This is a genomic window from Streptomyces sp. N35, assembly GCF_016464295.1.
In the GTDB taxonomy this organism is placed as follows: domain Bacteria; phylum Actinomycetota; class Actinomycetes; order Streptomycetales; family Streptomycetaceae; genus Streptomyces.
On the sequence record NZ_JAEIMH010000002.1, the window covers coordinates 12,685 to 35,238 of the forward strand.

A 22,554-nucleotide genomic window follows, 5' to 3' on the forward strand; every position below is an offset into this window, starting at 1 on the left:
GGGGGGGCGCCGGGGGGTGCGCCGGCGGCGGCCCCCCCCCCCCCCCCCCCCCTCCCCGAACCCGGGCCCCCCCCCCGCGCCCCGGCATCCGAACGAAGTTCGGATCTGCTCAATCACCGCAGGGGCTGGATCTGCCCCAGGCGCTGAATCTGCCCCGGGCGCGCTGGGTTACCGCCCCAGCGGCGTGCGTGCCAGCTGGCGCGACTGGGCCACCAGGCGGTCCTCGCTGTCCCAGACCTCGGCGTCCTCCTCAAGGAAACCGCCCGCCAGGTTGCGCGTGGTGATCGCGATACGGAGCGGGCCGGGCGCGGGGCGGCAGCGGACGTGGACCGTGAGTTCGACCGTGGGGACCCAGCCCTGGATGCCGAGTTCGAAGGCGGTGGGCGGCAGCGCGTCCACGGCGAGCAGCAGCGAGAGCGGATCGGCGTCGCGGCCGTCGGCGAGGCCGAACCAGGAGCGCATCTCGCCCTTGCCCGAGGGTGCGCCGAGTGCCCAGCCGAGCGTGGCCGGGTCAAGCTTCAGCCACAGGCGGTCGGTGATCGCGGTGCTGCCCTTGATCGGGGTGGGCGCGTCCTGCGGGCCGAAGCACTGGTCGACCGGCGGGATCGAGGGCCGGGCTGCGGTGGTGCGGACGTCGTCGGGGAGCGCGTCGAGGTCGCCGTACGAGGCGAGGACCCGGATCCGTTCCACCTCGCGGCCCTCCTCGTCGTACTGGAAGAGCGAGGCCTGGCCGGTGGAGAGGGTGCGGCCGGTGCGGACCGTCTCGGTGCGGATGACCGCCGGGCCCGGGTGGGACGCGGTGAGGTAGTGCGCCGAGATGGTGAAGGGGTCCGCGTGCGGGAGCGCCTGGCCGAGCGCGCGGCCGATGACGGCGAGGAGATAGCCGCCGTTGACGGCGCTGATGATGGTCCAGCCGGCGGAGAGTTCCGCGTCGTAGACCCCGGGTTCGCGCAGGGTCACCGCGGTGTCGCGGTCGAACTCGCTGTCGCCGATGGTGGCCTGTGCCGAGGTCTCCTGGGTCATGGGATGCACGGTACATCAGCTTGCTACTGAGCGGTAGCTTTGCTCTCTGATCGACACCGGTCGGCACGGGTGTCGGCACCGGTCGGCACCAGCCGGCACCACTCGGCACCGACCCCTACGCCGTCTCCTCCTGGGCGTGCGAGCGCCGGTTCCACGCCCGCGGAGCCCGCCAGTGGTAGTGCATCGCGAGCAGCCGGAGCACGAAGGCGGTGATGACGGCGGCCCCGCTGGTGAAGGTGTTCAGCGCGTCGTAGCGGATGCAGAGCACCACGATCCCTGCCCCCACCATCGCGGGCACGGCGTAGAGGTCGCGGTCCCAGCGCAGCAGCGAGGGCACCTCGTTGGCGAGGACATCGCGGAGCACACCGCCGCCGACGGCGGTGGCGAGACCGAGGGCCGCGGACGAGGTGAGGCCGAGCCCGTACTCGTATGCCTTCGTGGTGCCCGTGACGCAGAACAGGCCGAGGCCGGCCGCGTCGAAGGTGTTCACGGCGCGGTTGATCCGCTCGACCTGGGGGTGCAGGAAGAAGACAAGGGTCGCCGCGAAGAGCGGGGTGACGAAGTAGCCGAGGTCCGTGAAGGCGGCCGGCGGGACGGCCCCGATGATCAGGTCGCGCAGGAGGCCGCCGCCCAGGGCGGTGATCTCGGCGAGTACGGCGATACCGAAGACGTCGAAGTTCTTGCGCACGGCCAGGAGCGCGCCGGAGATCGCGAAGACGAAGATCCCGGCGAGGTCGAGGCCGTGTTGGACGGAGGGCGAGAAGAGGTCGTGCAGCACGGTTCATTCTGACTGGTGGACCACCTGGTCCTCGGCCGGTGTCCCCGCGAGCGGCTGCGTGTCCGCCGGCGCCTGGTCCGGTGCGTTCTCCGGATGGTGGCAGGCGACCCGGTGGGCCGGGGCGAGTTCGAGGAGCGGGGGCTCGGTCGTCTTGCAGACGGACGTCGCCTTCCAGCACCTCGTGTGGAAGCGGCAGCCCGAGGGCGGGCTGATGGGTGACGGGACGTCGCCGCGGAGCAGGATGCGGGAGGTACGGGCCGCGCGCCGCTTGGGGTCGGGGACCGGGACCGCCGAGAGCAGGGCCTTGGTGTACGGGTGCATCGGGGTCTCGTACAGCGGTTTGCGGTCGGCCAGTTCGACGATCTTGCCGAGGTACATCACCGCGATGCGGTCGGAGACATGGCGGATGACCGAGAGGTCATGGGCGATGATCACGTACGTGAGGCCGAGCTCGTCCTGCAGGTCGTCGAGGAGATTGACCACCTGGGCCTGGATGGAGACGTCGAGCGCCGAGACCGGTTCGTCGGCCACCACGAGCCGGGGCTTGAGCGCCAGGGCGCGGGCGATGCCGATGCGCTGACGCTGGCCGCCGGAGAACTCGTGCGGATAGCGGTTGTAGTGCTCGGGGTTGAGGCCGACGCGCTCGAGCATCTCCTGGACGGCCTTCTTGACGCCGCCCTCGGGGGTCACGCCCTGCAGCCGGAAGGGCGCCCCGACGATCGTGCCGATCGTGTGCCGGGGGTTCAGCGAGGAGTACGGGTCCTGGAAGATCATCTGGACGTCTTTGCGCAGCGGCCGCATCTGTCCCACGGACAGATGCGTGATGTCCCGGCCCTCGAACTCCACGCGCCCGCCGGTCGGTTCGAGCAGCCGGGTGATCAGCCGGCCCATGGTGGACTTGCCGCAGCCGGACTCCCCCACCACGCCGAGGGTTTCGCCGGGACGCACGTCGAAGGAGACGCCGTCGACCGCCTGGACCGCGCCGACCGTGCGCTGCAGCACACCCTTCTTGATCGGGAAGTGCTTCACCAAGCCGTCCACCTTGAGCAACGGCTCGCCTGCCACTGGGTGCTTCCTCAGATCCGTCACAGCTTCGGCTCGACCTCCTCGGTCCAGATCCTGGTCCGCTCCTCCTGTGTGAGGTGGCAGGCGCTGAAGTGCCCGCTGCCGACCTCGCGCAGCTCGGGCCGTACGGTGCGGGTCCTGTCGTCCTGCGGTACGTCGGCGTGCGGGCAGCGCGGGTGGAAGGGGCATCCGGCGGGCACGTTGATGAGGCTGGGCGGGGTCCCGCGGACCGGGGTGAGCCGGTCCGTCTGGTCCCGGTCGATGCGCGGCATCGAGCCGAGCAGCCCCCAGGTGTACGGGTGCTGGGGGGCCTCGAAGACCTGCTCGGCCGTGCCCCGCTCGACGCAGCGGCCCGCGTACATCACCAGGAGGTCGTCGGCGATCTCGGCGACCACCCCCAGATCGTGGGTGATCACGATGACCGCGGAGCCGAACTCCTTCTGCAGATCGCGGATCAGGTCCAGGATCTGCGCCTGGACGGTGACGTCGAGCGCGGTCGTCGGCTCGTCCGCGATGAGCAGTTCGGGGTTGTTGACCAGGGCCATCGCGATCATCACGCGCTGGCGCATCCCGCCGGAGAACTCATGCGGATAACCCGAGTAGCGCTTGGCCGGTTCGGGGATGCCGACGCGGTCGAGCATGTCGAGCGCGCGGGCCTTCGCGATCTTCTTCGACACGGGATGGTGCACACGGTAGGCCTCGGTGATCTGCGCGCCCACCGTGTAGTACGGGTGCAGTGCGGAGAGCGGGTCCTGGAAGATCATGGCCATCTTGCGGCCGCGCTGCCGGCGGACGAAGTCCTCGCTCGACGCGATCAACTCATCGTTGTCCAGCCAGACTTCACCGGTGATCCGGGCGTTGCGCGAACGGTGCAGGCCCATGATGCCCAGCGAGGTCACGGACTTGCCCGAGCCGGATTCGCCGACGATGCCGAGGGTGCGGCCGCGGCGTACGTCGAAGGAGATGCCGTCGACGGATCTGACCAGGCCGTCGTCCGTGTCGAAGTGGATGCGCAGATCCCGTACGGAGAGGAAGACCTCGCCCTCGGAGGTCCCGGCGGTCCCTGCGGCACCGGTGCGCGGACCCGGTACGGACGAGCGGCCCACCTCGGATTCGAGTTCGCTCACGAGTACCTCACCCTGGGGTCGATGGCCGCGTACAACAGGTCCACGATCAGGTTGCAGAAGACGATGAAGAAGGCGGCCACCAAGGTCACGCCCATGACGATGGGCAGATCGCTGTCCTTGACGGCCTGGACCGCATAGGCGCCCATGCCCTGCAGCGAGAAGACCTGTTCGGTGATGATCGCGCCGCCGACAAGGAGCCCGAAGTCCATCCCGAAGATGGTGACGATCGGGGTGAGGGCCGCCCGGAGTCCGTGCTTGGCGACGACCTTCGACTCGCGCAGGCCCTTGGCGCGTGCCGTACGGATGTAGTCCTCGCCCATCGTCTCCAGCATCCCGGCGCGGGTGAGCCGGGCGTAGAGCGCCGAGTAGAGGAAGGCGAGCGAGGACCACGGGATGATCAGGTTCCAGAACCATTCGCCGGGATCCTCGGTGATCGGGACGTAGTCCACGCTCTCCCAGATGGGCCACTGCGAGGTGAAGAGCGCGAGGCCGAGCAGACCGGTGAAGAAGATCGGCAGCGAGACGCCGAGCAGCGCGACGGTCATGGCGAGACGGTCGATGAAGGTGCCGCGCTTGAGAGCCGAGATGACCCCGATGGTGACACCGGTGATCACCCAGAGCACGGCCGCGCCGACCGCGAGGGACAGGGTGACGGGGATGCGCTGGGTGATCTCGGGCCAGACCTCGATATGGCTGCGGAAGGAGTAGCCGAAGCAAGGCGCGCTGCATTCGGAGGCGTCGGGGCCGAACTTGTACTCGGCGCCCACGAAGATCGCCTTGATGAAGTCGAAGTACTGCACGATCAGCGGCTGGTCGAGACCGAGGTTCTGCTTGACCGCGGCGACCGACTCGGGGTTGGCGTCCTTGCCCACGTACTGCACGGCCAGGTCGTCGACCGACTGGCCGCCGAGCCTGGGCACGAGGAAGAAGATCGCGAACGTGACGGCGGTGACGACGACGAGCAGCATCACCGCGGCGAACAGACGGCGGATGAGATAGGCGGTCACAGCTCAGCGGCGTGAGGTGGCCGCCCGGGCCGGACGGGGCCCGGACGGCCACCTCGTTGCCTTCACCTGCCTCTCGGATCTTCCTTGCCCGGACGGGGAGTTGAGCGGCGCGGTGTCACTTCTTGTCCGTGCCGATCAGCAAGTAGTCGTACATCCCCAGATAGGCCTGGGTGACGGTGACGTTCGTTGCCGAGTCCGGGCGGTAGAGCAGGTTCTTGCGGTAGATCAGCGGGACCGCGGAGGCCGTCTCCATGACCAGCTTGTCGACCTCGCCCCACTTCTTGGTGCGCTCGTCGGCGTCGGTCATGCCGATGCCCTCGCCCAGGGCCGCGTTGACCTTGGGGTCGTCGAGCTCCATCAGGTTGTTGCCGCCGGAGGGCTTGATCGCGGAGCCGTTGACGATCTGGTCGAGGAAGCCGAAGCCGGTGGGCCAGTCGGCGCCCCAGGCCATCATCATCAGGCCGAGCTTGTGCTCATGGACGTAGCTCGGGTTGCCGGCGAAGTTCGCGAAGTACTTGCCCGAGGGGAACGTCTTGATCTCCGCCTTGATGCCGACCCGCTCGAGGGAGGCCTTGACCGCGGTCGCCATGGAGATCTCGTCGGGTCGGTCGGCGCGGGCCGACAGGTTGGTGGTGAAGCCGTTCGGCTGCCCGCACTTGTCCAGGTGCTCCTTGGCCTTGGCCTCGTCGCCCTTGTTGCCCTCGGTCGGGTACATGTCGGCCTTCACATAGCCGTTGACCGTCGGAGGCAGCATCGTCGAGGCCACATCGCCCTTGGTGTCGCCGCCGAGCGCCTGCTGCACCGAGGCCTTGTCGACCGCGTACTGCACGGCCTTGCGGCAGTCGACGTTGTCGAAGGGAGCCACCTTCGTCGACATCGCCAGATAGGTCAGGGCGCCCGCGTACGGGTTGTCGGTCTTGGCCTTCTCCGCGCTCTTGGTCAGGACCTTCGGCTGGGTCTTGGTCTGCAGACCGGTGCCCGCCGCGTCCACGGTGATCTGGTCGTTGAGCAGATGCTGGTCGACCGTGGTCGGGTTGACCTTGAACTTGACCTCGATCCGGTCGGCGAGCGCCGGACGGACCGGGTCGGTCTTCTTGTCCCAGTGCGGGTTGCGCACGAGGACGGCGTTGCGGCCCTCGTTGTACGAATCGAACTTGTACGGGCCCGAGGACACGATGTTCTTCACGTACTCCGCGCCCTTGTCCTTGGCCTGGGGCACCGGCATGGTCTGCGAGAACGTGGCGAGGTAGTCGAAGTCCGCGAAGGGCTTGTTGAGCTTGAAGACGATGGTGTGGTCGTCGGGGGTCTCGATGGACGCGATGCCCTCGGGGCTCTTGTCCTTGTACGGGCCCTTGTACTTGTCGCCGCCTTCCAGATACGCCTTGAAGTACGTGGGTCCGTTCGAGAGCGCCTCCGGGGCGAAGTTGGAGCGCTCGACGGCGTACTTGACGTCCTTCGAGGTGACCTCGGTGCCGTCGTCGTACTTCACGCCCTTGCGTAATTGGTACGTCCAGGTCTTGGCGTCGGCGCTCGGCTTGCCCAGGGACGTGGCGAGGTCGGGCACGATCTCCAGGCCCTCGGCGCCGGCGGCCGGTTTGAAGCTGGTCAGTGAACGGCCGTACAGGCGCGAGAAGTTCTGCACCCAGCCGTAGTACGTGTTGCCCGGGTCGAGCGAGTCCGGCACGTCGGAGTGCTCGAAGGTGACTGTGCCGCCCCTCGCGGAGGACTGGTTCACGACTGCCTCGAGTGCCGCGTCGGCCACGGCCTTCTTGCCGTTGTTCTTCTTGCCGTCGCCGTCGCCGTCGTCCGAGCCGCCACAGGCCGACGCGGTCAGCGCCAGTGCGAGCGCCGTCCCGAGGACGGCCGTCACTTTCTTGGTCTTCATACTGAGGCTTCCTCCTGAATTGGATGCCTACGGCCGCCGATGCGTACGACTGCCGCTGCGTGCGACACGGGACTACTTGCTCCGGGGGTCGAGCGCGTCGCGCAGCCCGTCCCCGAGAAGGTTGAAGGCCAGGACGGTGATGAAGATCGCGAGTCCGGGCACGAACATGTACTGCAGATCCGCCTCGTACCGGTCCGCGGCATCGGTGAGCATGCCGCCCCATGAGGCCTGCGGCGGGGCGATGCCCACACCCAGGAAGCTGAGCGCGGCCTCGAAGAGGATGTTGGTCGGGATGAGGAGCGTGGCGTAGACGAGGATCGGCGCCACCAGATTGGGCATCAGTTCGCGGAAGATGATGAACGGCCCGCGCGCACCGAGCGAGCGCGAGGCCTCCACGAACTCGCGCTCGCGCAGGCTCATCGTCTGGGCGCGGACGATCCGGCCGATGTACGGCCAGGCGAAGAACCCGATGACGAAGATCAGTACGGCGATCCGCAGCGGGAGCCCCGTCAGCCCCCAGAACCCGTCCTGCACCGATGCGGAGAGCGAGATCGCGAACAGGAGCAGCGGAAACGCCAGGAAGGTGTCCATCAGACGGCTGACAACGCTGTCGACCCAGCCGCCGTAGTAGCCCGCGACCACTCCCAGGATCACGCCGATCATCACCGAGACCAGGGTGGCCCCGACCGCGACGAGCAGGGAGACCCACGAGCCCTCGATCACCCGGGCCAGCAGATCGCGTCCGAAGCCGGGGTCGACGCCGAGCGGATGCTCCCAGCTCATGCCGCCCCAGGCCCCTTTGGGAGCCTGCAACGCCGGGTCGACGAGGTCCTGGTTGAACTTGTTGGGATCCAGATCGAAGATCGCCTGGATCGGCTTGGCCAGCGCCGCCATCAGCACGAGACAGATCACGACGATGCCGCCGGCCACGGCCGCCTTGTCTCGCTTGAACCGGGTCCAGGCGATCTGGCCGAGCGAGCGGCCCTCGATCTGACTCGGTCCGGCCCCTGCGAGCACGGCTTCCGGCTGCGCCTCGGCGCTCGCCGATGTGGTCTCCAAAGGTGCGGTCACGTGCGTAAGACCTCCTCCACGCTGGGTGGTTTGGCCTGATAGCAACTCGCCTCCCGGAGTGTTCTCTGTGATCTAGATCACGCGCCAGGGGTCGACCAGGAAGTTTGCGGAACCGTAATTCCTGTGCTGGGAGCACCGGTTGGGCGCACAGCTGCCGTGAGCAGCAAGAAGCCCCCGGGAGAACCTCTTCGAGGTCCCGGGGGCTTCTGGAGTGCCGGTTGGGGCCGGCGGGGCAGGGCGGTGTTACGCGCCTTGTGTGGTGGAGTCCTTCGCCGATTCTGTCGAGTCGGTTTCGGCCGGAGCGGACTCGGCGGCGGCCTCGTCCGCGTCGGCCGACGTGGCCTCCGACTTCGGCTCCGCGTCCTCCGACTTCGGCTCGGCGTCCTCCGCCTCGATCTTGGCCTTGGCCTCGGCCGACTTGGCCGCGGCGTCCTCGACCCCGTCGGTCTCCGTACGGGCCGCGGGGACCACGGCCGCGCGCTCGGAACCGATCTGGAGCACACCGGACTCGATGTCCTCCACGAAGTGGCAGGCCACGCGGTGGCCGTCGCCGACCTCCCGCAGCTGCGGGCGCTCCTCCTTGCACTTGGGCTGGGCCCAGGGGCAACGGGTGTGGAAGCGGCAGCCGGACGGCGGGTTGGCGGGCGAGGGCAGGTCGCCCGTGAGCAGGATGCGCTCGCGGGCCTCCTCGACCACCGGGTCCGGGATCGGCACCGCCGACATGAGCGCCCTGGTGTACGGGTGCTTCGGCTCCGCGTACAGCGAGTCGCTCGGCGCCTCCTCCACCAGAGAGCCCAGGTACATCACGCCGATGACATCGGAGATGTGCCGGACCACCGCGAGGTCGTGGGCGATGACGACGTACGTCAGACCCAGTTCCTCCTGGAGCTCGTCGAGGAGGTTGACCACCTGCGCCTGGATGGACACGTCGAGCGCGGACACCGGCTCGTCGCAGATGATCACGTCCGGTTCGAGGACCAGGGCGCGCGCGATACCGATGCGCTGACGCTGACCGCCCGAGAACTCGTGCGGGTAGCGCGACAGCGCGTTGGACGGCAGACCGACCTTGGCGAGGATCGCGCGGATCTTCTCGCGGCGCTCCTCCTGGTTGGCGCCGATCCCGTGCGCCGCCATGCCCTCGGAGAGGATCGACTCGATGTTCTGGCGCGGGTTGAGGCTGCCAAGGGGGTCCTGGAAGACCATCTGGAGCCGGCGCCGCTTCTCGCGCATCTCCTTGTCGGAGAGCTTCGCCAAGTCGGTCCCGTCCAGGATGACTTCACCACTGGTGATGTCGACCAGGCGCAGGACGGCTCGGCCGAGCGTCGTCTTGCCGCAGCCCGACTCGCCGACCAGGCCGTACGTCTCGCCCGCCTCGACCTTCAGGGAGATCCCGTCGACCGCGTACACATGGCCGACCGTGCGGTCGAAGAACACGCCCCGCTTGATCGGGAAGTGCACCTTGACATCGTTCAGTTCGAGCAGGCTCATGCGGTGGTCCTCCCCTGTGCCGTCGCGGTGACGTCACCGGCGTCGAGGGTTGCGATCTCGACAGGCTCCCGTACGGGGTTGACGCACCGGACCTGATGGCCGGCCGCGGCGGGCACGGTCAGGGCGGGGGTGCCGGTCAGGCACCCCAACTCGTAGTAGTCGCAGCGGGGCGCGAAGGCACAGCCGTCGGCCCAGGCGATGCGGTCGTTGATGGAACCGCGGATCGGCTTGAGCGGCTCGCCACGCGGCGCGTCGAGCCGCGGGATCGATTCGAGCAGGCCGTGCGCGTACGGGTGCATGGGGTGGGCGAACAGCTCGTGGCGGTCCGCGGATTCCACCACCTTGCCCGCGTACAGCACATTGACCTGGTCGCACAGGCCGGCGACGACACCCAGGTCGTGGGTGATCATCAGCAGTGCGGTGCCCTCCTCGTCCACCAGCTCCTTGAGGAGCTCCAGGATCTGCGCCTGGATGGTGACGTCGAGGGCGGTGGTCGGCTCGTCCGCGATCAGCAGGCGCGGGGCACAGGCCACGGCCATGGCGATCAGAGCGCGCTGGCGCATACCGCCGGAGAGCTGGTGCGGGTACTCCTTGAGCCGACGGGTCGGGTCGGGAATGCCCACGCGGTCGAGCAGATGCGCCGCTTCCTTGCGCGCCGCCTCGCCCTTGAGGCCGCGGTGGCGCTGGAGGATCTCGGTGACCTGGATGCCGATCGGCACGACCGGGTTCAGCGAGGACAGCGGGTCCTGGAAGATCATCGCGAGCTGGCTGCCGCGCATGTCCCGCAGCTCGCGCTGGCTCATGGTCAGCAGGTTGTTGCCGTCGAAGTCGGCGCGGCCGCCGAGCTTGACGCCCTTACTCGGGAGCAGACCCATCAGGGCGAGCGAGGTCACGGACTTGCCGCACCCCGATTCGCCCACGAGGCCCACGACTTGACCCTGGTCGACGTCGAAGGAGACGCCGTCGACGGCCGTGGATTCCTTGCGTCCGTGGACGCCGCCGAAGGTGACGGTGAGTTCGTCAACTGAGAGCAGTGCCATGGCGGTTCAGCCTCGCAGCTTCGGGTCGAGGGCTTCCCGCATGGCCTCACCGAGCAGGGTGAAGCCGAGGGCGGTGATGATGATGCCCACTGCGGGATAGACGGCCATCATGGGGGCGTTGTCGAAGAAGTTCTGCGCCTGCGACAGCATCACACCCCACTCGGGGGTGGCCGGGTCCGGGTTGCCGAGTCCGAGATACGACAGCGCGGCCGCCTCGATGATCGCGGTGGCCAGGCTGAGCGTGGCCTGCACGATGACCGGGCTGAGCGAGTTGGGCAGGATCTGCGTGACGACGATCCGGCGCTTGCGGATACCGAGCGAGGTCGCCGCAAGCACGTAGTCCTTGCTGCCCTGCGCGAGCATCGAACCGCGAAGCAGTCGCGCGAAGATGGGGATCTGCACCACACCGACGGCGATCATCACCGTGGTCAGCGACTGACCCATCACCGCGGCGATGGAGACGGCGAGCAGCAGCGAGGGCAGCGCCAGCATCATGTCGATGAAGCGCATGACAACGGTGTCGATCTTGCGACCGGCTGCTCCGCCGAGCGTCGCGGCGGCGCCGGACGCTGCACCGATCACGGCGCCGACGATCAGGCCGATCAGCATCGAGACGACACCGACGAGCAGGGTCTGGCGGGCACCGACGAGGAAGCGGGAGAACAGGTCGCGGCCGAGGTGGTCGAGACCGAACCAGTTCTCGCCGCGCGCGCCGACGAACTGACCCCGGTTGGGGAAGACTTCACTGCGCCAGGTCAGGGCCTTGGGGCTGTACGGGGCGACCCACGGTCCGACGATCGCGACGACGATGAAGATGCCGATGACCACCGCGCCGATGATGGCCATCTTGCTGGCCTTCAGCCGGCGGAACGCCTCACGCCACAGGCTGCCGCCGCTGGTCGCGTCACCGCCCGCGGTGAGTTCGGCAAGCCGGTCGATCTTGTTGGTCTTGGTGCTGGTGGTCATGTCAGTGCACCCGCACTCTCGGATCGATGAGGCTGTACGCGAGGTCGACCAGCATGTTGATCAGCACGTAGATCATGGCGATGAACAGGATGAAGCCGACGAGCACGGGATAGTCACGGGCGTCGATGGCGTTCTTGATGAAGGAACCGATACCGGGGAAGTCGAAAACGGACTCGGTGAGCACCGCACCGGACAGCAGTGAACCGGTCAGGAGTCCGATGGTGGTGATGACGGGCAGCAGGGCGTTGCGCAGGATGTGACGGCCGCGTACGACCCGGCGCTCCAGGCCCTTGGACTGGGCGGTGCGCACGTAGTCCTCGCCCATGACTTCGAGCACGCTCGCCCGGGTCATACGGACGATGATCGCGAGCGGAATCGACGCCAGGGTGATGGCGGGCAGGAAGAGATGCATGAGCGCGTCCCACGCCGCGTCGAACTCGCCGGTGATGATGCCGTCCAGCATGGCGAAGTTGGTGATCACGGTGGCGTTGATGTCGGCTTCTTGGCGACCCGTCGAGGGGAAAAGGCCCAGGTCGACGGCGAATACGCCGCGCAGGATGATCGCGAGGAAGAAGACCGGGATGCAGATGCCGATCAGCGAGCCGGAGACACTCGCGACGTCCACCCAGCCGCCGCGCTTGCGGGCGGCGAGATAGCCGAGCGGGATACCGACGACGATGGCGATGAGCATCGCCGCGACGGAGAGCTCCACCGTCGCCGGGAACTTGAGCGTGAACTCGTCCCAGACCGGCTGGCCGGTCTGCACGGAAGTACCGAGATCGAGCTCGAAGATGCGCTTGAGGAAACGTCCGTACTGGACGTAAAGCGGCTGATCAAGCCCCAACGCCCGGTTGATACGCGCCACTTCGGCATCGGTGGCCTTCTCGCCCAGGATCGCTGCGGCGGGTCCGCCGGGCAGTCGGTTCAACCAGACGAACAGGAGAACCGACAGGCCGAGCAGGGTGGGTATGAGCTGTAGCAGTCTGCGTATGACGAGTCGCAACACCCCGCGTGCCCCTTTCTACTTGCTTGAGAACCGGGAACGCCCGGTCACCGACGCTGCCTGTGACCGGGCGAACCCTGCGTGATGTGCGATTACTTGAACGAGACCTCGGCGAAGTTCTCCTGCGTCAGCGGGGAGACCTTCGGCGGGTTCACGTTCTTGGCGAAAGCGATCGCCGGCGGGGACGACGAGATCGGGACACCCGGCAGGTAGTCCATGATCGCGACGTTGGCGGCCTCGTAGGCGGCGACGCGAGCGGCGGGGTCGCCCTCCTTCGAACCGGCGTTCACCTTCTCGAAGAGCGCCTTGTCCTTGAAGCCCCACTGCTTGTTGAACTCGGAGAACCAGGTGCCGATGAAGTTGAAGCCGTCGTTGAAGTCACCGGTCCAGCCCAGCATGTGCAGCGCACAGGAGCCGGCCTCGGTGGCGTCCAGGTAGTCCGGGGCCCACTTCATGGGCTTCGGGGTGACCGTGATGCCGGCCTTCTCCAGGTCGTCCTTCATGAGCTCGAACATGTTCTGCGGAGCAGGCATGTACGGGCGGGTGACCTCGGTCGGGTAGCAGAACTCGAGCTTGAGGCCGGACTCGCCGGCGTCCTTGAGGAGCTGCTTGGCCTTGTCCGTGTCGTGCTCGTACTTCTTCACCTTGTCGGTGTGACCCGCGACGGTGTCCGGCATGAACTGGGTCGCGACCTTGCCGCCCTCGGGCAGCTGGGTGTCGACGAGGTTCTGCCGGTCGATCGCGTGCGCGATGGCCTGGCGGACCTCGGGCTTCTTCAGCGCCGGGTTCTTGCCCTGGGACATGCCCACGTAGAACAGGTTGAAGACGTCACGGGTCGGGACCTGGAAGCCCTTGCCCTCGAGCGTCTTGATGTCGGCGGGCGCGACCAGGTCGTACCCGTCGATGTCACCGGCCTGGAGGGCCTGGCTGCGGCCCTTCTCGGTGTCGACGGTGCGGAAGATCAGGTTCTTGACCTTGGCCTTCTCGCCCCAGTAGCCGTCGAAGGCCTCAAGGGAAACAGTCTTGTTGCCCTTGTTCCACTTCGTGATCTTGTACGGGCCGGTACCGGCGACCTTGCCGGCCTCCTGGCTGTACTTGGGGTACGTGATGGCGTCGTCCTTGGCGGACGCGGTGTCCTTCGCGTACTCCTTGAGCGCCTTCGGCGAGTGGATCGCGAGGGCCTGCAGCGAGAAACCGCCCGGCAGCTGGGCCGAGGGCTCGTTGACCTCGATGACGGCGGTGCTGTCGTCCTTCGCGGTGCAGGACTTGTAGTTCGCCTTCGGCGTCTCCTTGTCCTCGTTCTTCGCGAAGCCGCCCATGATGGTCTGCCAGTAGTAGGAGACCGCGCTCGACTGGAAGGTGCCCTTCCAGTTGAACCAGTAGTCGTAATTCGCGCACACCGCGGCGGCGTTGAGCGTCTCGCCGTCGTGGAACTTCACACCCTTGCGCAGGTTGAAGGTCCAGACCGTGCCCTCCTCGTTGGAGGACCACTTCTCGGCGAGACCGCCGACGAGCTTCGAGCCACCGGGCTCGTGCTCGAGCAGCGCCTCGAAGGCCTGGCGGGTCACACGGAAGGTCTCGCCGTCGCTCGCGAGGGCGGGGTCGAGGGAGGCGGGGTCGCCGGGAGCGCCGAAGACAAAGGTGTCCTTGTCGCCGTCCTTGCCCTCGCCCTTGTCACGGTCGCTGCCGCAAGCGGTGACGACCAGCGTGGCCGCGATGGCCGCCGTGGCCATGCGCGCGCCACGGGATTTCAGTATTCGCATTGCTCCACCCCTGAGTTCGGCGAATGCCGGGAGATCATGAACTTCGCCGCACACTACCTTCACCGCTCACGACGGAGAATGGTCCGCATAGCGGTGATACCTAGATGAGACCCAGGGACCCAACAAATCGGTCTCGTACGGGACATGGCGCCCCAACCGGCTCACTCACCCTGCGATGGGGTGGATTCGGCGCCGATGCTCGCACTCAGCTGACGGGCGGATACCCGTAGCCACCGACTCCGGCCGGACCGTGCGCCTCGCGGTCGTAGAACGGGCGGGAGTTGGCGCGCAGCCACATCGTGATCGGGTCGTACTCGTCGGACATCGCGACCGTCGAGACCGGCAGGCCGTCCGGGACGGACGCGATGGACTGCTGCATCATCACGCGCACCGAGTCGACCGCGGTCGGGGACGTGTCGTACACATCCAGACCGATCGCCAAATAAGGGACACCGAGAGCGGGTTGCACCCAGGCGCGGCGCAGGGAGCGGACCGCGGGGGTGCGGTGCGCGTTCTGGCTGAGCTGCGCGTAGAACTGCGCGATGTCGAGGGCCGGCTCGGTCAGCCGCAGCGGTCCGGCCGGGACCTTGGCGAGGCCGGTGGCGATACGGCGCAGATCCAGCCACGGGACGCCGACCCCGCCACCGGGGGCGTGCGGGTTGAGCCACAGGCCGTAGTGGTCGGGGTAGAGCGTGTGCGCGACGTCGAGCCCGGAGACGACCTCATGCGCCCTGTTCCAGCCGGAGGCGGCGAGCTCCTGGGCGGAGGTGACACAGGGGGCGTACGAGAATCCGTCGATCTCCATGTTCCCGTACTGGGCGTCGGGCGAGCCGGCCTGGCCGTGCCAGAGCAGCATCCAGATCCGGCCGTCCGTGATGGCCTGGAGCAGCGCCTCGTACGCGTCGTACCGCCCGGGTGTCACCTGGCGCAGCATGTGCTCGACCTGCCCGGCCGCAGCCGTGCCCGACGCACTCACTCTTGACCGCCCCTTCGCCCCGTTTTCCTTCACCCCGTGCCGTTACGTCCGTCAACAAGACGTACCGGCCCGGGCTATGTAACCAGCTTATGCGGCGCTTCTGACACCGACTTGACGGTCCCGGTGACTTATTCGCCCGCGTGTTTTCCGTACCGCTCGCTATACGTGCTCGCGCCGGTAGAACGGACGGACCCTGGCGGCCATCCAGTCGCCGACCGGGTCCTGCGCCACATCCAGGAGCACCAGGTTCACCGGCCACGGCGGCGCGATCCGGCCGAGCGCGCGGCCGAGGGCGTCCATCGGGAGATTGCGGTCCGACCCTTCCCACCGCGAGAGCTCGACACCGACGAAGAGCACGGGGTCGGCGGTCTCGATCGCGGCGAGACAGCGGCGCGCGGACACCACGACGCCGGTGGCCTCGAACTCCTCGGAGGCCGCCCGCAGGAAGTCGACGGGGTCCTCCCGCCAGTCCGGCTCGCGCAGCTGGACGCGGCCGCCGCTCGCGGGTCCGTCGAGCGGGGTGCGGCCGGCCTTGCACAGTTCGGCGACGGCGGCCGGCGGCAGCGGCACGCCGATCGCGCCGTCGGGATTCACGACCAGGCCGACCTGCGGCGGAAGGCCGCGCGCGAAGTCCACGGCGGGCGCGACGGTGTACGACATGGCCGGCCCGGTGACCTGGACGAGCTGCTGCTGCGAGCTGAAGACCGGGACGTAGGCCTGGCCCTGGAGCTCGAGGGTCGGCACGTCCAGGTTCTGGCTGCCGCGTCCGCCTCCACTGGGCAGCGGCACCCAGACAAAGCTGCGGCCGAGCACTTCGAGGATGCGGCCGGCGGCCGCGGGACCGGCGCCGAGCGAGGCCCCGAGCACCTCTTCCAGTTCGTTGGCGGGCCAGCCCTGCGGATGGCCGTACGCATCCGTCATGCCCTGCTCCGGAATGTCGCCCATCTGCCGCCCCACCTGCTCGCCACCGCTTCTCCGCCTGTCCATGTGCGGCCTCGACCCTAACGCCGTAGCCCGGCAGGCCGCCTCGTACACCCGGATGGCCACGCTCCGCAGCCGTCTGGTTGCGGACTGTGTACGTCGCTTCGAGGGTGGCCGTAACAAGCGCCGGGCCACCGGCGACCCAGGTCGAGAGGACTCTCCATGACGGCGCACCGGGCCAAGAAGGCACCGCGCAGATGGCGCGGGACGCTGCCGCTGACGGTCGGCGCCTGTGCCTGTGCGCTGGCACTGGGGCTGCCGGGCACGGCGGCGGCCGGCACGGGCAAGGGTGATCCCCCGCCCACCGCGGGATCCGAGTCGGTCAAGCGGCCCGCACTCCCCGAGCGGCCCTCGATGCCCGAGAAGCCGGCGCTGCCCGAGCGGCCGGACCTGCCCGACAAGCCCGCCGGGCCCAATGTGCCCGGCGTACCCGCCGATCTCGAGGATCTGATGGAGGCCGTGGAGGGTCTGAGTGCCTCGCCGCTCACCAACCTCGGTGTGGCCGACCCGTTCTGGCTGGACGAGATCGACCGTGAGATCGAGACCGTGCTCGGTGAGGACGACGGCGGCAAGGAGGCCGGCGACTGGCCCGTCGGTCCCGCGCGGCTCGCGCTCAAGAAGGAGCTGCAGCGGCTGCAGACCGCCGCCCTGAACGGCGATGTGCTCGCCGCCGCGGACGCGAAGACAAAGATCCCGAAGCTCACCGACGACCTGCTGCAGGCCGCGGGCCTCGGCTCGTTCCTGGACCAGCTGCCGCCGCCCCCGGAGCCGGACGCGGAAGGCGTAACGGGCACGGACGAGCCCGTCGACACGGACGAGCCGGACGAGGACGAGGCCGAGGACGAAGCCGAGGACGCGGAGGACACCTCCGCCGAACCGTCCGCGCCGACGCAGCCGTCCGTACCGCCGGTGCTGCCGCCGCCGGTGCCGTCGGTGCCGACGCCCACGATCCCCGGCTTCCCGCCCGCGCCGTCCCCTGCGATCCCGGGGTTCCCGCCCGCGCCGTCCACCGCGATCCCCGGGTTCCCGCCCGCACCGGCGACGCCGACGCCCGCGCTCCCGTGGTTCCCGCCCGCGCCGTCGACGACGCCGGCCGCGTTCCCGGGTTTCCCGCCCGCGCCGCCGACGACGCCGGCCGCGTTCCCCTCGCTGCCCGCCTTCCCGCCGGCGCCCACCTCACCGTTCGGGCTGCCGACCACCTCCCCCGCCGCGATCCCGGGCCTGCCCGCCTTCCCGGCCGCACCCGCCGCCATCCCCGGTCTGCCCCTCTTCCCGCCGTCGCCGTTCGGCGGGCTGCCCAAGTTCCCGTGATCCGGGCGCGGTCCGGGCCGGCCCGTTCAGGCCGAGCCGGCCCGGACCGTGCTCCCGCAAGGTTCCGCCTCCGCTCACCCCACTGATCACCTCACTGAAATCCCCCGCTCCACCCCATCGAAGATCCCCGCTCACCCCCCTTGAAAGGCACTCCCCATGCGACTCAACAGAACCCTCACCGCGCTCGCCGTCACCGTCGCCCTCTCCGCCGGCACCGTCGCCGTCGGCGCAGGCACCGCGTTCGCCGCCGAGGGCCGGCCCGCCGTGGCCACCGCGCCGATCGACAGCGAGACCGAGCAGCGCGTCCAGCGCAGCCTCGACAAGCTGTACGCGGCGATCGACGAGGCCGCGAAGAGCGGCGCCGAGGGCACGTACGACGAGAGCCACCGGACCCTGCTCGACACCGCGGTCAGGGAGCTGATCGCGGCGACCGAAGCGGTGGACCCGGAGCCGGTGGCCGAGGCGCCCGCCAAGGTCGACCCGAAGGAAGCGGTCGCGGACGCGACGAAGAAGCTCGAGGCCCAGGTCAAGGTGATCGTGGACGCCGCCGCCAAGGGCGACCTGGCGAAGCTGACCGCTTCCGTGGAGCTCTCGACCAAGGTGGTCGTGGACCTTCTGGTCAAGGTCGGGCTCGGCCCGATCCTGGAGAAGCTCGGCCTCGGCGACGTGACGAAGCTGCTGCCCGGACTCACGGATCTGCTGCTGAAGCCCGCCGGCCAGACGCCGGCCGCCGGGCTGCCGCTGCCGGCGCTGCCCCTGCCGCTGCCGGTGCCGGGCCTGCCGACCGGTCTTCCCACCGGGCTTCCGACGGGTGGTCTGCCGACCCCTGGCCTCCCGCTCCCGCTGCCGCTGCCGTTCGGCAAGTAGGCGCACACCGCAGCCCCGCACACACGACGCACCCCGCTCCGCCGCTCAGGGCGGGGCGGGGTGCGTCGTTCTCACGCGTTGCGTCAGGGCGGGGTGCGTCGTCCTCACGCGCTGCGTCAGGACGTCTTTCACGCGCTGCGTCAGGCCGTACGGAACCCCACCACGTCCAAGCCGCCCGCCGCCTCGCGGTCGAGCAGCACGACCGAGGCGCATCCCGGCGGCAGCACACCCTTCTCGGCATCGCGGACGAGGCGGCCCACCGCGCCGCGGTGGCGGGTGAACGCATAGCGGGACACTCCGCGACCGCGGTCGCGCTGGCCGGCCAGGGCCATGCCGGGGTCGACGTCGAGCAGCAGCAGATGCAGCGAGGTGCCGCGGCGGTGGGCCTCGCGCGACAGCCAGCGGCGCACCCAGGCCTGGGTGCCGCAGTCGTGCACCACGGCCTCGGCGCCCGAGCGCAGGGTGCGGCGCAGCCGGGCGTAGTGGGCGAGCCGGACCAGGGGCCGGTAGACCGCGTACGGAAGGAAGCGGGGCATGAACGCGGACCAGCGGTCGCGGGAGTCCTGGGAGTCGAGGCGGGGTGCGCGCACCGCGCGCTGGATCAGAGTGGTCTTGCCGCTGCCGGGCAGCCCGGACACGACGACGAGGTCACCGGGGCCGAAGAGCAGCCGGCCGGGTGCGGTGCGGCCGCGCAGATCGCGCACGACCGCCGGTTCCGTATCGCGGACGACCGCGAGCCGTCTGGTCGGTCCTGCCTGCTGCGGAATCGCCACGCCATTGCTGACGTATGCGCTGCTGTGCTGCACGGTGATCGTCCTCCCCCTCGGTCGACTGGGGCCTGCCCTCCACGGATCCGGTTATCCCTTCTCAGCCGACTCCATCGGGACCGAGAGGCAGTCCTCGCACTCTGCCCTCCCGAGTGTAAAGAGTCGGTAATGCGTGTGAACCGGGTTTGCCACGACCTCATTCCGCATACCGCCCGCGAGCCCGTCCGCGTGCCGCCCGAGCGCCCGTCCGCATCCCGTCCGGGAGCCGCTCCCGCGCACCCGTCGTACGGGTGCCCAGGGACGTGCAATGATGTGCGCGCCAACTGCATACCGGCCGTTCGAAGCCACGCGGGAGAGTCCTGGATGCCCAGCATCCGGGCGCCGAAGGAGCAAGCCCCTCCCTTGAATCTCTCAGGCCCCGTACCGCGTGGACGAGGCAACTCTGAAAAGCGAGCCGCTCTCGGCTCCACCCAAGGTGCAAGCCACATCCGGCGATACGCGGGAGCGTGGTGAACCTCTCAGGTTTATGACAGATGGGGAGGATCATCCTCACCAGTCATGCCCTGGGAGCCCTTCTGATGAGCAACGCCCCCCGCCTCACCGCCCTCGACGCCCTGCACCGGTCGCTCGGCGCCACGATGACCGACTTCGCCGGCTGGGACATGCCGCTGCGGTACGGAAGCGAGCGCGACGAGCACAACGCCGTACGTACGAAGGCCGGTCTCTTCGACCTCTCGCACATGGGCGAGATCGCCGTCACCGGCCCCGAGGCCGCCAAGCTGCTCGACTACGCGCTGGTCGGCAACATGGGCACGGTCGGTGTCGGCCGTGCCCGCTACACCATGATCTGCCAGGCCGACGGCGGCATCCTCGACGACCTGATCGTCTACCGCCTCGAGGACCAGGCGTACATGGTCGTCGCCAACGCCTCCAACGCGCAGGTCGTCCTCGACGCGCTGACCGAGCGCCAGGCCGGCTTCGACGCCGTCGTACGCGACGACCGCGAGGCCTACGCGCTGCTCGCCGTACAGGGGCCGAACTCGTCGGCCATCCTGAGCGCCGTCACCGACGCCGACCTCGACGGCCTCAAGTACTACGCGGGTCTGCCCGGCACGGTCTCCGGCGTCCCCGCCCTGATCGCCCGCACCGGCTACACCGGCGAGGACGGCTTCGAGCTCTTCATCAAGCCCGAGCACGCCGAGCGGGTCTGGGTCGACCTGACCGAGGCCGGCCAGGACTACGGCCTCATCCCCTGCGGTCTGTCCTGCCGCGACACCCTGCGCCTCGAGGCCGGTATGCCGCTGTACGGGCACGAACTCACCACCTCGCTCACGCCGTTCGACGCGGGTCTCGGCCGGGTCGTGAAGTTCGAGAAGGAGGGGGACTTCGTGGGGCGCGAGGCGCTGCGGGCCGCCGCCGAGCGCGCCGAGCAGAACCCGCCGCGCAAGCTCGTCGGCCTGATCGCCGAGGGCCGCCGTGTCCCGCGCGCCGAGATGCAGGTCGTCGCCGACGGCGAGGTCATCGGCTCCATCACCTCCGGCGCCCCGTCCCCGACGCTCGGCAAGCCGATCGCGATGGCGTACGTGGACGCCGCGCACGCCGAGGCCGGTACAAAGGGCGTGGGCGTGGACATCCGCGGCACGCACGAGCCGTACGAGGTCGTCGCCCTGCCGTTCTACAAGCGCCAGAAGTAAGTCCCGTAAAGCCTCAGAAGCAACCCGTACCCCTCTTCGTTCACCACTCCCCCGCGTACAGGAGAATTCAGGCCATGAGCAACCCCAAGGAACTGCGGTACAGCAAGGAGCACGAGTGGCTGTCGGCCGCCGCGGACGGCGTCTCGACGGTCGGCATCACCGAGCACGCGGCGAACGCGCTCGGCGATGTGGTCTTCGTGCAGCTCCCCGAGGTCGGCGAGACCGTGACCGCCGGTGAGACCTGTGGCGAGCTGGAGTCGACCAAGTCGGTCTCCGAGCTGTACGCCCCGGTCACCGGCGAGGTCGTCGAGGCCAACCAGGACGTCGTGGACGACCCGTCGCTCGTCAACTCGGCCCCGTTCGAGGGTGGTTGGCTGTTCAAGGTGCGCGTCACCGCCGAGCAGGACGGCCTGATGTCCGCCGACGAGTACACCGAGTTCTCCGGAAGCTGAGGCGCGCACTTTCATGTCTTCTCTGAACCAGTCGCTGCATGAGCTCGACCCGGACGTGGCCGCCGCGGTCGACGCCGAGCTGAAGCGCCAGCAGTCCACGCTCGAGATGATCGCCTCGGAGAACTTCGCTCCGGTCGCGGTCATGGAGGCGCAGGGCTCGGTCCTCACCAACAAGTACGCCGAGGGCTACCCGGGCCGCCGTTACTACGGCGGCTGCGAGCACGTGGACGTCGCCGAGCAGATCGCGATCGACCGGGTGAAGGAGCTGTTCGGCGCCGAGTACGCCAATGTGCAGCCGCACTCGGGCGCTTCGGCGAACCAGGCCGCGCTCTTCGCGATCGCCTCGCCCGGCGACACGATCCTGGGCCTTGACCTGGCGCACGGCGGTCACCTGACCCACGGCATGCGCCTGAACTTCTCCGGCAAGCAGTTCAACGTGGTCCCGTACCATGTGGACGACTCCGGCCTGGTGGACATGGCCGAGGTCGAGCGGCTCGCCAAGGAGCACCGCCCGAAGGTGATCATCGCCGGCTGGTCGGCGTACCCGCGTCACCTGGACTTCGCCGAGTTCCGCCGGATCGCGGACGAGGTCGAGGCGCTGCTGTGGGTCGACATGGCGCACTTCGCCGGTCTGGTGGCCGCGGGCCTGCACCCGAACCCCGTTCCGTTCGCGGACGTGGTCACGTCCACCACGCACAAGACCCTCGGCGGTCCGCGCGGCGGCATCATCCTGTCCCGCGACAAGACCTTCGCGAAGAAGCTCAACTCGGCGGTCTTCCCGGGCTTCCAGGGCGGTCCCCTGGAGCACGTGATCGCGGCCAAGGCGGTCTCCTTCAAGGTCGCGGCCTCGGATGAGTTCAAGGAGCGCCAGGCGCGCACGATCGAGGGTGCCCGCATCCTCGCCGAGCGTCTGACCTCGGACGACGCCCGCGCGACCGGTGTGAATGTCCTGTCCGGCGGTACAGACGTGCACCTGGTCCTTGTCGACCTGCGCGACTCGGAGCTGGACGGCCAGCAGGCCGAGGACCGTCTCCACGAGGTCGGCATCACGGTCAACCGCAACGCGGTCCCGAACGACCCGCGGCCGCCGATGGTGACGTCCGGTCTGCGGATCGGTACGCCGGCCCTGGCGACGCGCGGCTTCGACGCCGAGGACTTCCGCGAGGTCGCGGATGTCATCGCCGAGGCGCTGAAGCCGTCGTACGACGCCGCGTCCCTGAAGACCCGGGTCACGGCGCTCGCGGACAAGCACCCGCTGTACCCGTCGCTGTAGCGGTTCCTTCGAGTCGC

20 protein-coding genes and 1 riboswitch are annotated in these 22,554 nt (G+C 69.0%); of the genes, 5 read left to right on the forward strand and 15 right to left on the reverse strand.

Annotated features, from left to right (window positions below):
- Nucleotides 1–168: 168 nt before the first annotated feature.
- The 14 genes from JAO81_RS00995 to JAO81_RS01060 form a co-directional block, all read right to left on the reverse strand.
- Nucleotides 169–1,023, reverse strand: coding sequence for a thioesterase family protein (locus JAO81_RS00995; protein ID WP_199545784.1), 855 nt, complete (start codon nucleotides 1,021–1,023; stop codon nucleotides 169–171).
- A 115-nt stretch (nucleotides 1,024–1,138) separates the two neighbouring features.
- Nucleotides 1,139–1,801: a trimeric intracellular cation channel family protein gene (locus tag JAO81_RS01000; protein WP_199545785.1), complete on the reverse strand. Its 663-nt coding sequence runs from the start codon at nucleotides 1,799–1,801 to the stop codon at nucleotides 1,139–1,141.
- Nucleotides 1,802–1,804: 3 nt separating this feature from the next.
- Nucleotides 1,805–2,917: an ABC transporter ATP-binding protein gene (locus tag JAO81_RS01005; protein WP_374194243.1), complete on the reverse strand. Its 1,113-nt coding sequence runs from the start codon at nucleotides 2,915–2,917 to the stop codon at nucleotides 1,805–1,807.
- A complete protein-coding gene (locus JAO81_RS01010; RefSeq protein WP_374194242.1) occupies nucleotides 2,887–3,993 on the reverse strand; it encodes an ABC transporter ATP-binding protein in 1,107 nt (368 codons plus the stop codon). The genes JAO81_RS01005 and JAO81_RS01010 overlap by 31 nt, the downstream gene beginning before the upstream one ends.
- Nucleotides 3,990–5,000, reverse strand: coding sequence for an ABC transporter permease (locus JAO81_RS01015; protein ID WP_199545787.1), 1,011 nt, complete (start codon nucleotides 4,998–5,000; stop codon nucleotides 3,990–3,992). The genes JAO81_RS01010 and JAO81_RS01015 overlap by 4 nt, the downstream gene beginning before the upstream one ends.
- Before the next feature lie 115 nt (nucleotides 5,001–5,115).
- Entirely contained in the window at nucleotides 5,116–6,885 is a 1,770-nt protein-coding gene (locus JAO81_RS01020) for an ABC transporter substrate-binding protein (protein WP_199545788.1), read from the reverse strand.
- A gap of 72 nt (nucleotides 6,886–6,957) precedes the next feature.
- Nucleotides 6,958–7,956, reverse strand: a complete 999-nt coding sequence (locus JAO81_RS01025; RefSeq protein ID WP_199545789.1) for an ABC transporter permease — start codon at nucleotides 7,954–7,956, stop codon at nucleotides 6,958–6,960.
- 243 nt (nucleotides 7,957–8,199) lie between these two features.
- On the reverse strand, nucleotides 8,200–9,444 hold the full coding sequence (locus JAO81_RS01030) for an ABC transporter ATP-binding protein (protein ID WP_199545790.1): 1,245 nt from the start codon (nucleotides 9,442–9,444) through the stop codon (nucleotides 8,200–8,202).
- A complete protein-coding gene (locus tag JAO81_RS01035) occupies nucleotides 9,441–10,484 on the reverse strand; it encodes an ABC transporter ATP-binding protein (RefSeq protein ID WP_233414768.1) in 1,044 nt (347 codons plus the stop codon). Before JAO81_RS01035 ends, JAO81_RS01030 begins: the two co-directional genes overlap by 4 nt.
- A 6-nt stretch (nucleotides 10,485–10,490) precedes the next feature.
- Entirely contained in the window at nucleotides 10,491–11,450 is a 960-nt protein-coding gene (locus tag JAO81_RS01040; RefSeq protein WP_199545791.1) for an ABC transporter permease, read from the reverse strand.
- Nucleotide 11,451: 1 nt separating this feature from the next.
- Complete coding sequence (locus tag JAO81_RS01045) at nucleotides 11,452–12,456, reverse strand: ABC transporter permease (RefSeq protein WP_199545792.1); 1,005 nt, start codon at nucleotides 12,454–12,456, stop codon at nucleotides 11,452–11,454.
- Between the two features lie 89 nt (nucleotides 12,457–12,545).
- Nucleotides 12,546–14,216 carry an ABC transporter substrate-binding protein gene (locus JAO81_RS01050; RefSeq protein WP_199545793.1) on the reverse strand — a complete coding sequence of 557 codons (1,671 nt, stop codon included), beginning with the start codon at nucleotides 14,214–14,216 and terminating at the stop codon, nucleotides 12,546–12,548.
- 205 nt (nucleotides 14,217–14,421) lie between these two features.
- Nucleotides 14,422–15,192 (reverse strand): enhanced serine sensitivity protein SseB C-terminal domain-containing protein, encoded by a 771-nt coding sequence (locus tag JAO81_RS01055; protein WP_199545794.1) that lies wholly within the window; start codon nucleotides 15,190–15,192, stop codon nucleotides 14,422–14,424.
- Between the two features lie 159 nt (nucleotides 15,193–15,351).
- Nucleotides 15,352–16,137, reverse strand: a complete 786-nt coding sequence (locus JAO81_RS01060) for an enhanced serine sensitivity protein SseB (RefSeq protein ID WP_199545940.1) — start codon at nucleotides 16,135–16,137, stop codon at nucleotides 15,352–15,354.
- 198 nt (nucleotides 16,138–16,335) lie between these two features.
- On the opposite strand from JAO81_RS01060, the gene JAO81_RS01065 reads away from it, so the two are divergent.
- A complete protein-coding gene (locus JAO81_RS01065) occupies nucleotides 16,336–17,484 on the forward strand; it encodes a hypothetical protein (protein WP_199545795.1) in 1,149 nt (382 codons plus the stop codon).
- Nucleotides 17,485–17,640: 156 nt separating this feature from the next.
- On the forward strand, nucleotides 17,641–18,351 hold the full coding sequence (locus JAO81_RS01070) for a hypothetical protein (protein ID WP_199545796.1): 711 nt from the start codon (nucleotides 17,641–17,643) through the stop codon (nucleotides 18,349–18,351).
- A 140-nt stretch (nucleotides 18,352–18,491) separates the two neighbouring features.
- On the opposite strand, the gene JAO81_RS01075 is transcribed toward JAO81_RS01070, so the two are convergent.
- Nucleotides 18,492–19,163: an AAA family ATPase gene (locus tag JAO81_RS01075; RefSeq protein ID WP_199545941.1), complete on the reverse strand. Its 672-nt coding sequence runs from the start codon at nucleotides 19,161–19,163 to the stop codon at nucleotides 18,492–18,494.
- 294 nt (nucleotides 19,164–19,457) lie between these two features.
- Nucleotides 19,458–19,554, forward strand: a riboswitch (glycine riboswitch).
- A 142-nt stretch (nucleotides 19,555–19,696) separates the two neighbouring features.
- On the opposite strand from JAO81_RS01075, the gene gcvT reads away from it, so the two are divergent.
- From gcvT to glyA, 3 genes are all read left to right on the forward strand, one after another.
- Nucleotides 19,697–20,812, forward strand: coding sequence for a glycine cleavage system aminomethyltransferase GcvT (gene gcvT, locus JAO81_RS01080; protein ID WP_199545797.1), 1,116 nt, complete (start codon nucleotides 19,697–19,699; stop codon nucleotides 20,810–20,812).
- 74 nt (nucleotides 20,813–20,886) lie between these two features.
- Nucleotides 20,887–21,264, forward strand: a complete 378-nt coding sequence (gene gcvH / locus JAO81_RS01085; protein WP_199545798.1) for a glycine cleavage system protein GcvH — start codon at nucleotides 20,887–20,889, stop codon at nucleotides 21,262–21,264.
- Nucleotides 21,265–21,277: 13 nt separating this feature from the next.
- The gene (gene glyA, locus JAO81_RS01090) at nucleotides 21,278–22,537 is read left to right on the forward strand and encodes a serine hydroxymethyltransferase (RefSeq protein ID WP_233414769.1); all 1,260 of its coding nucleotides are present in this window, start codon (nucleotides 21,278–21,280) and stop codon (nucleotides 22,535–22,537) included.
- The last annotated feature ends 17 nt before the right edge of the window (nucleotides 22,538–22,554 follow it).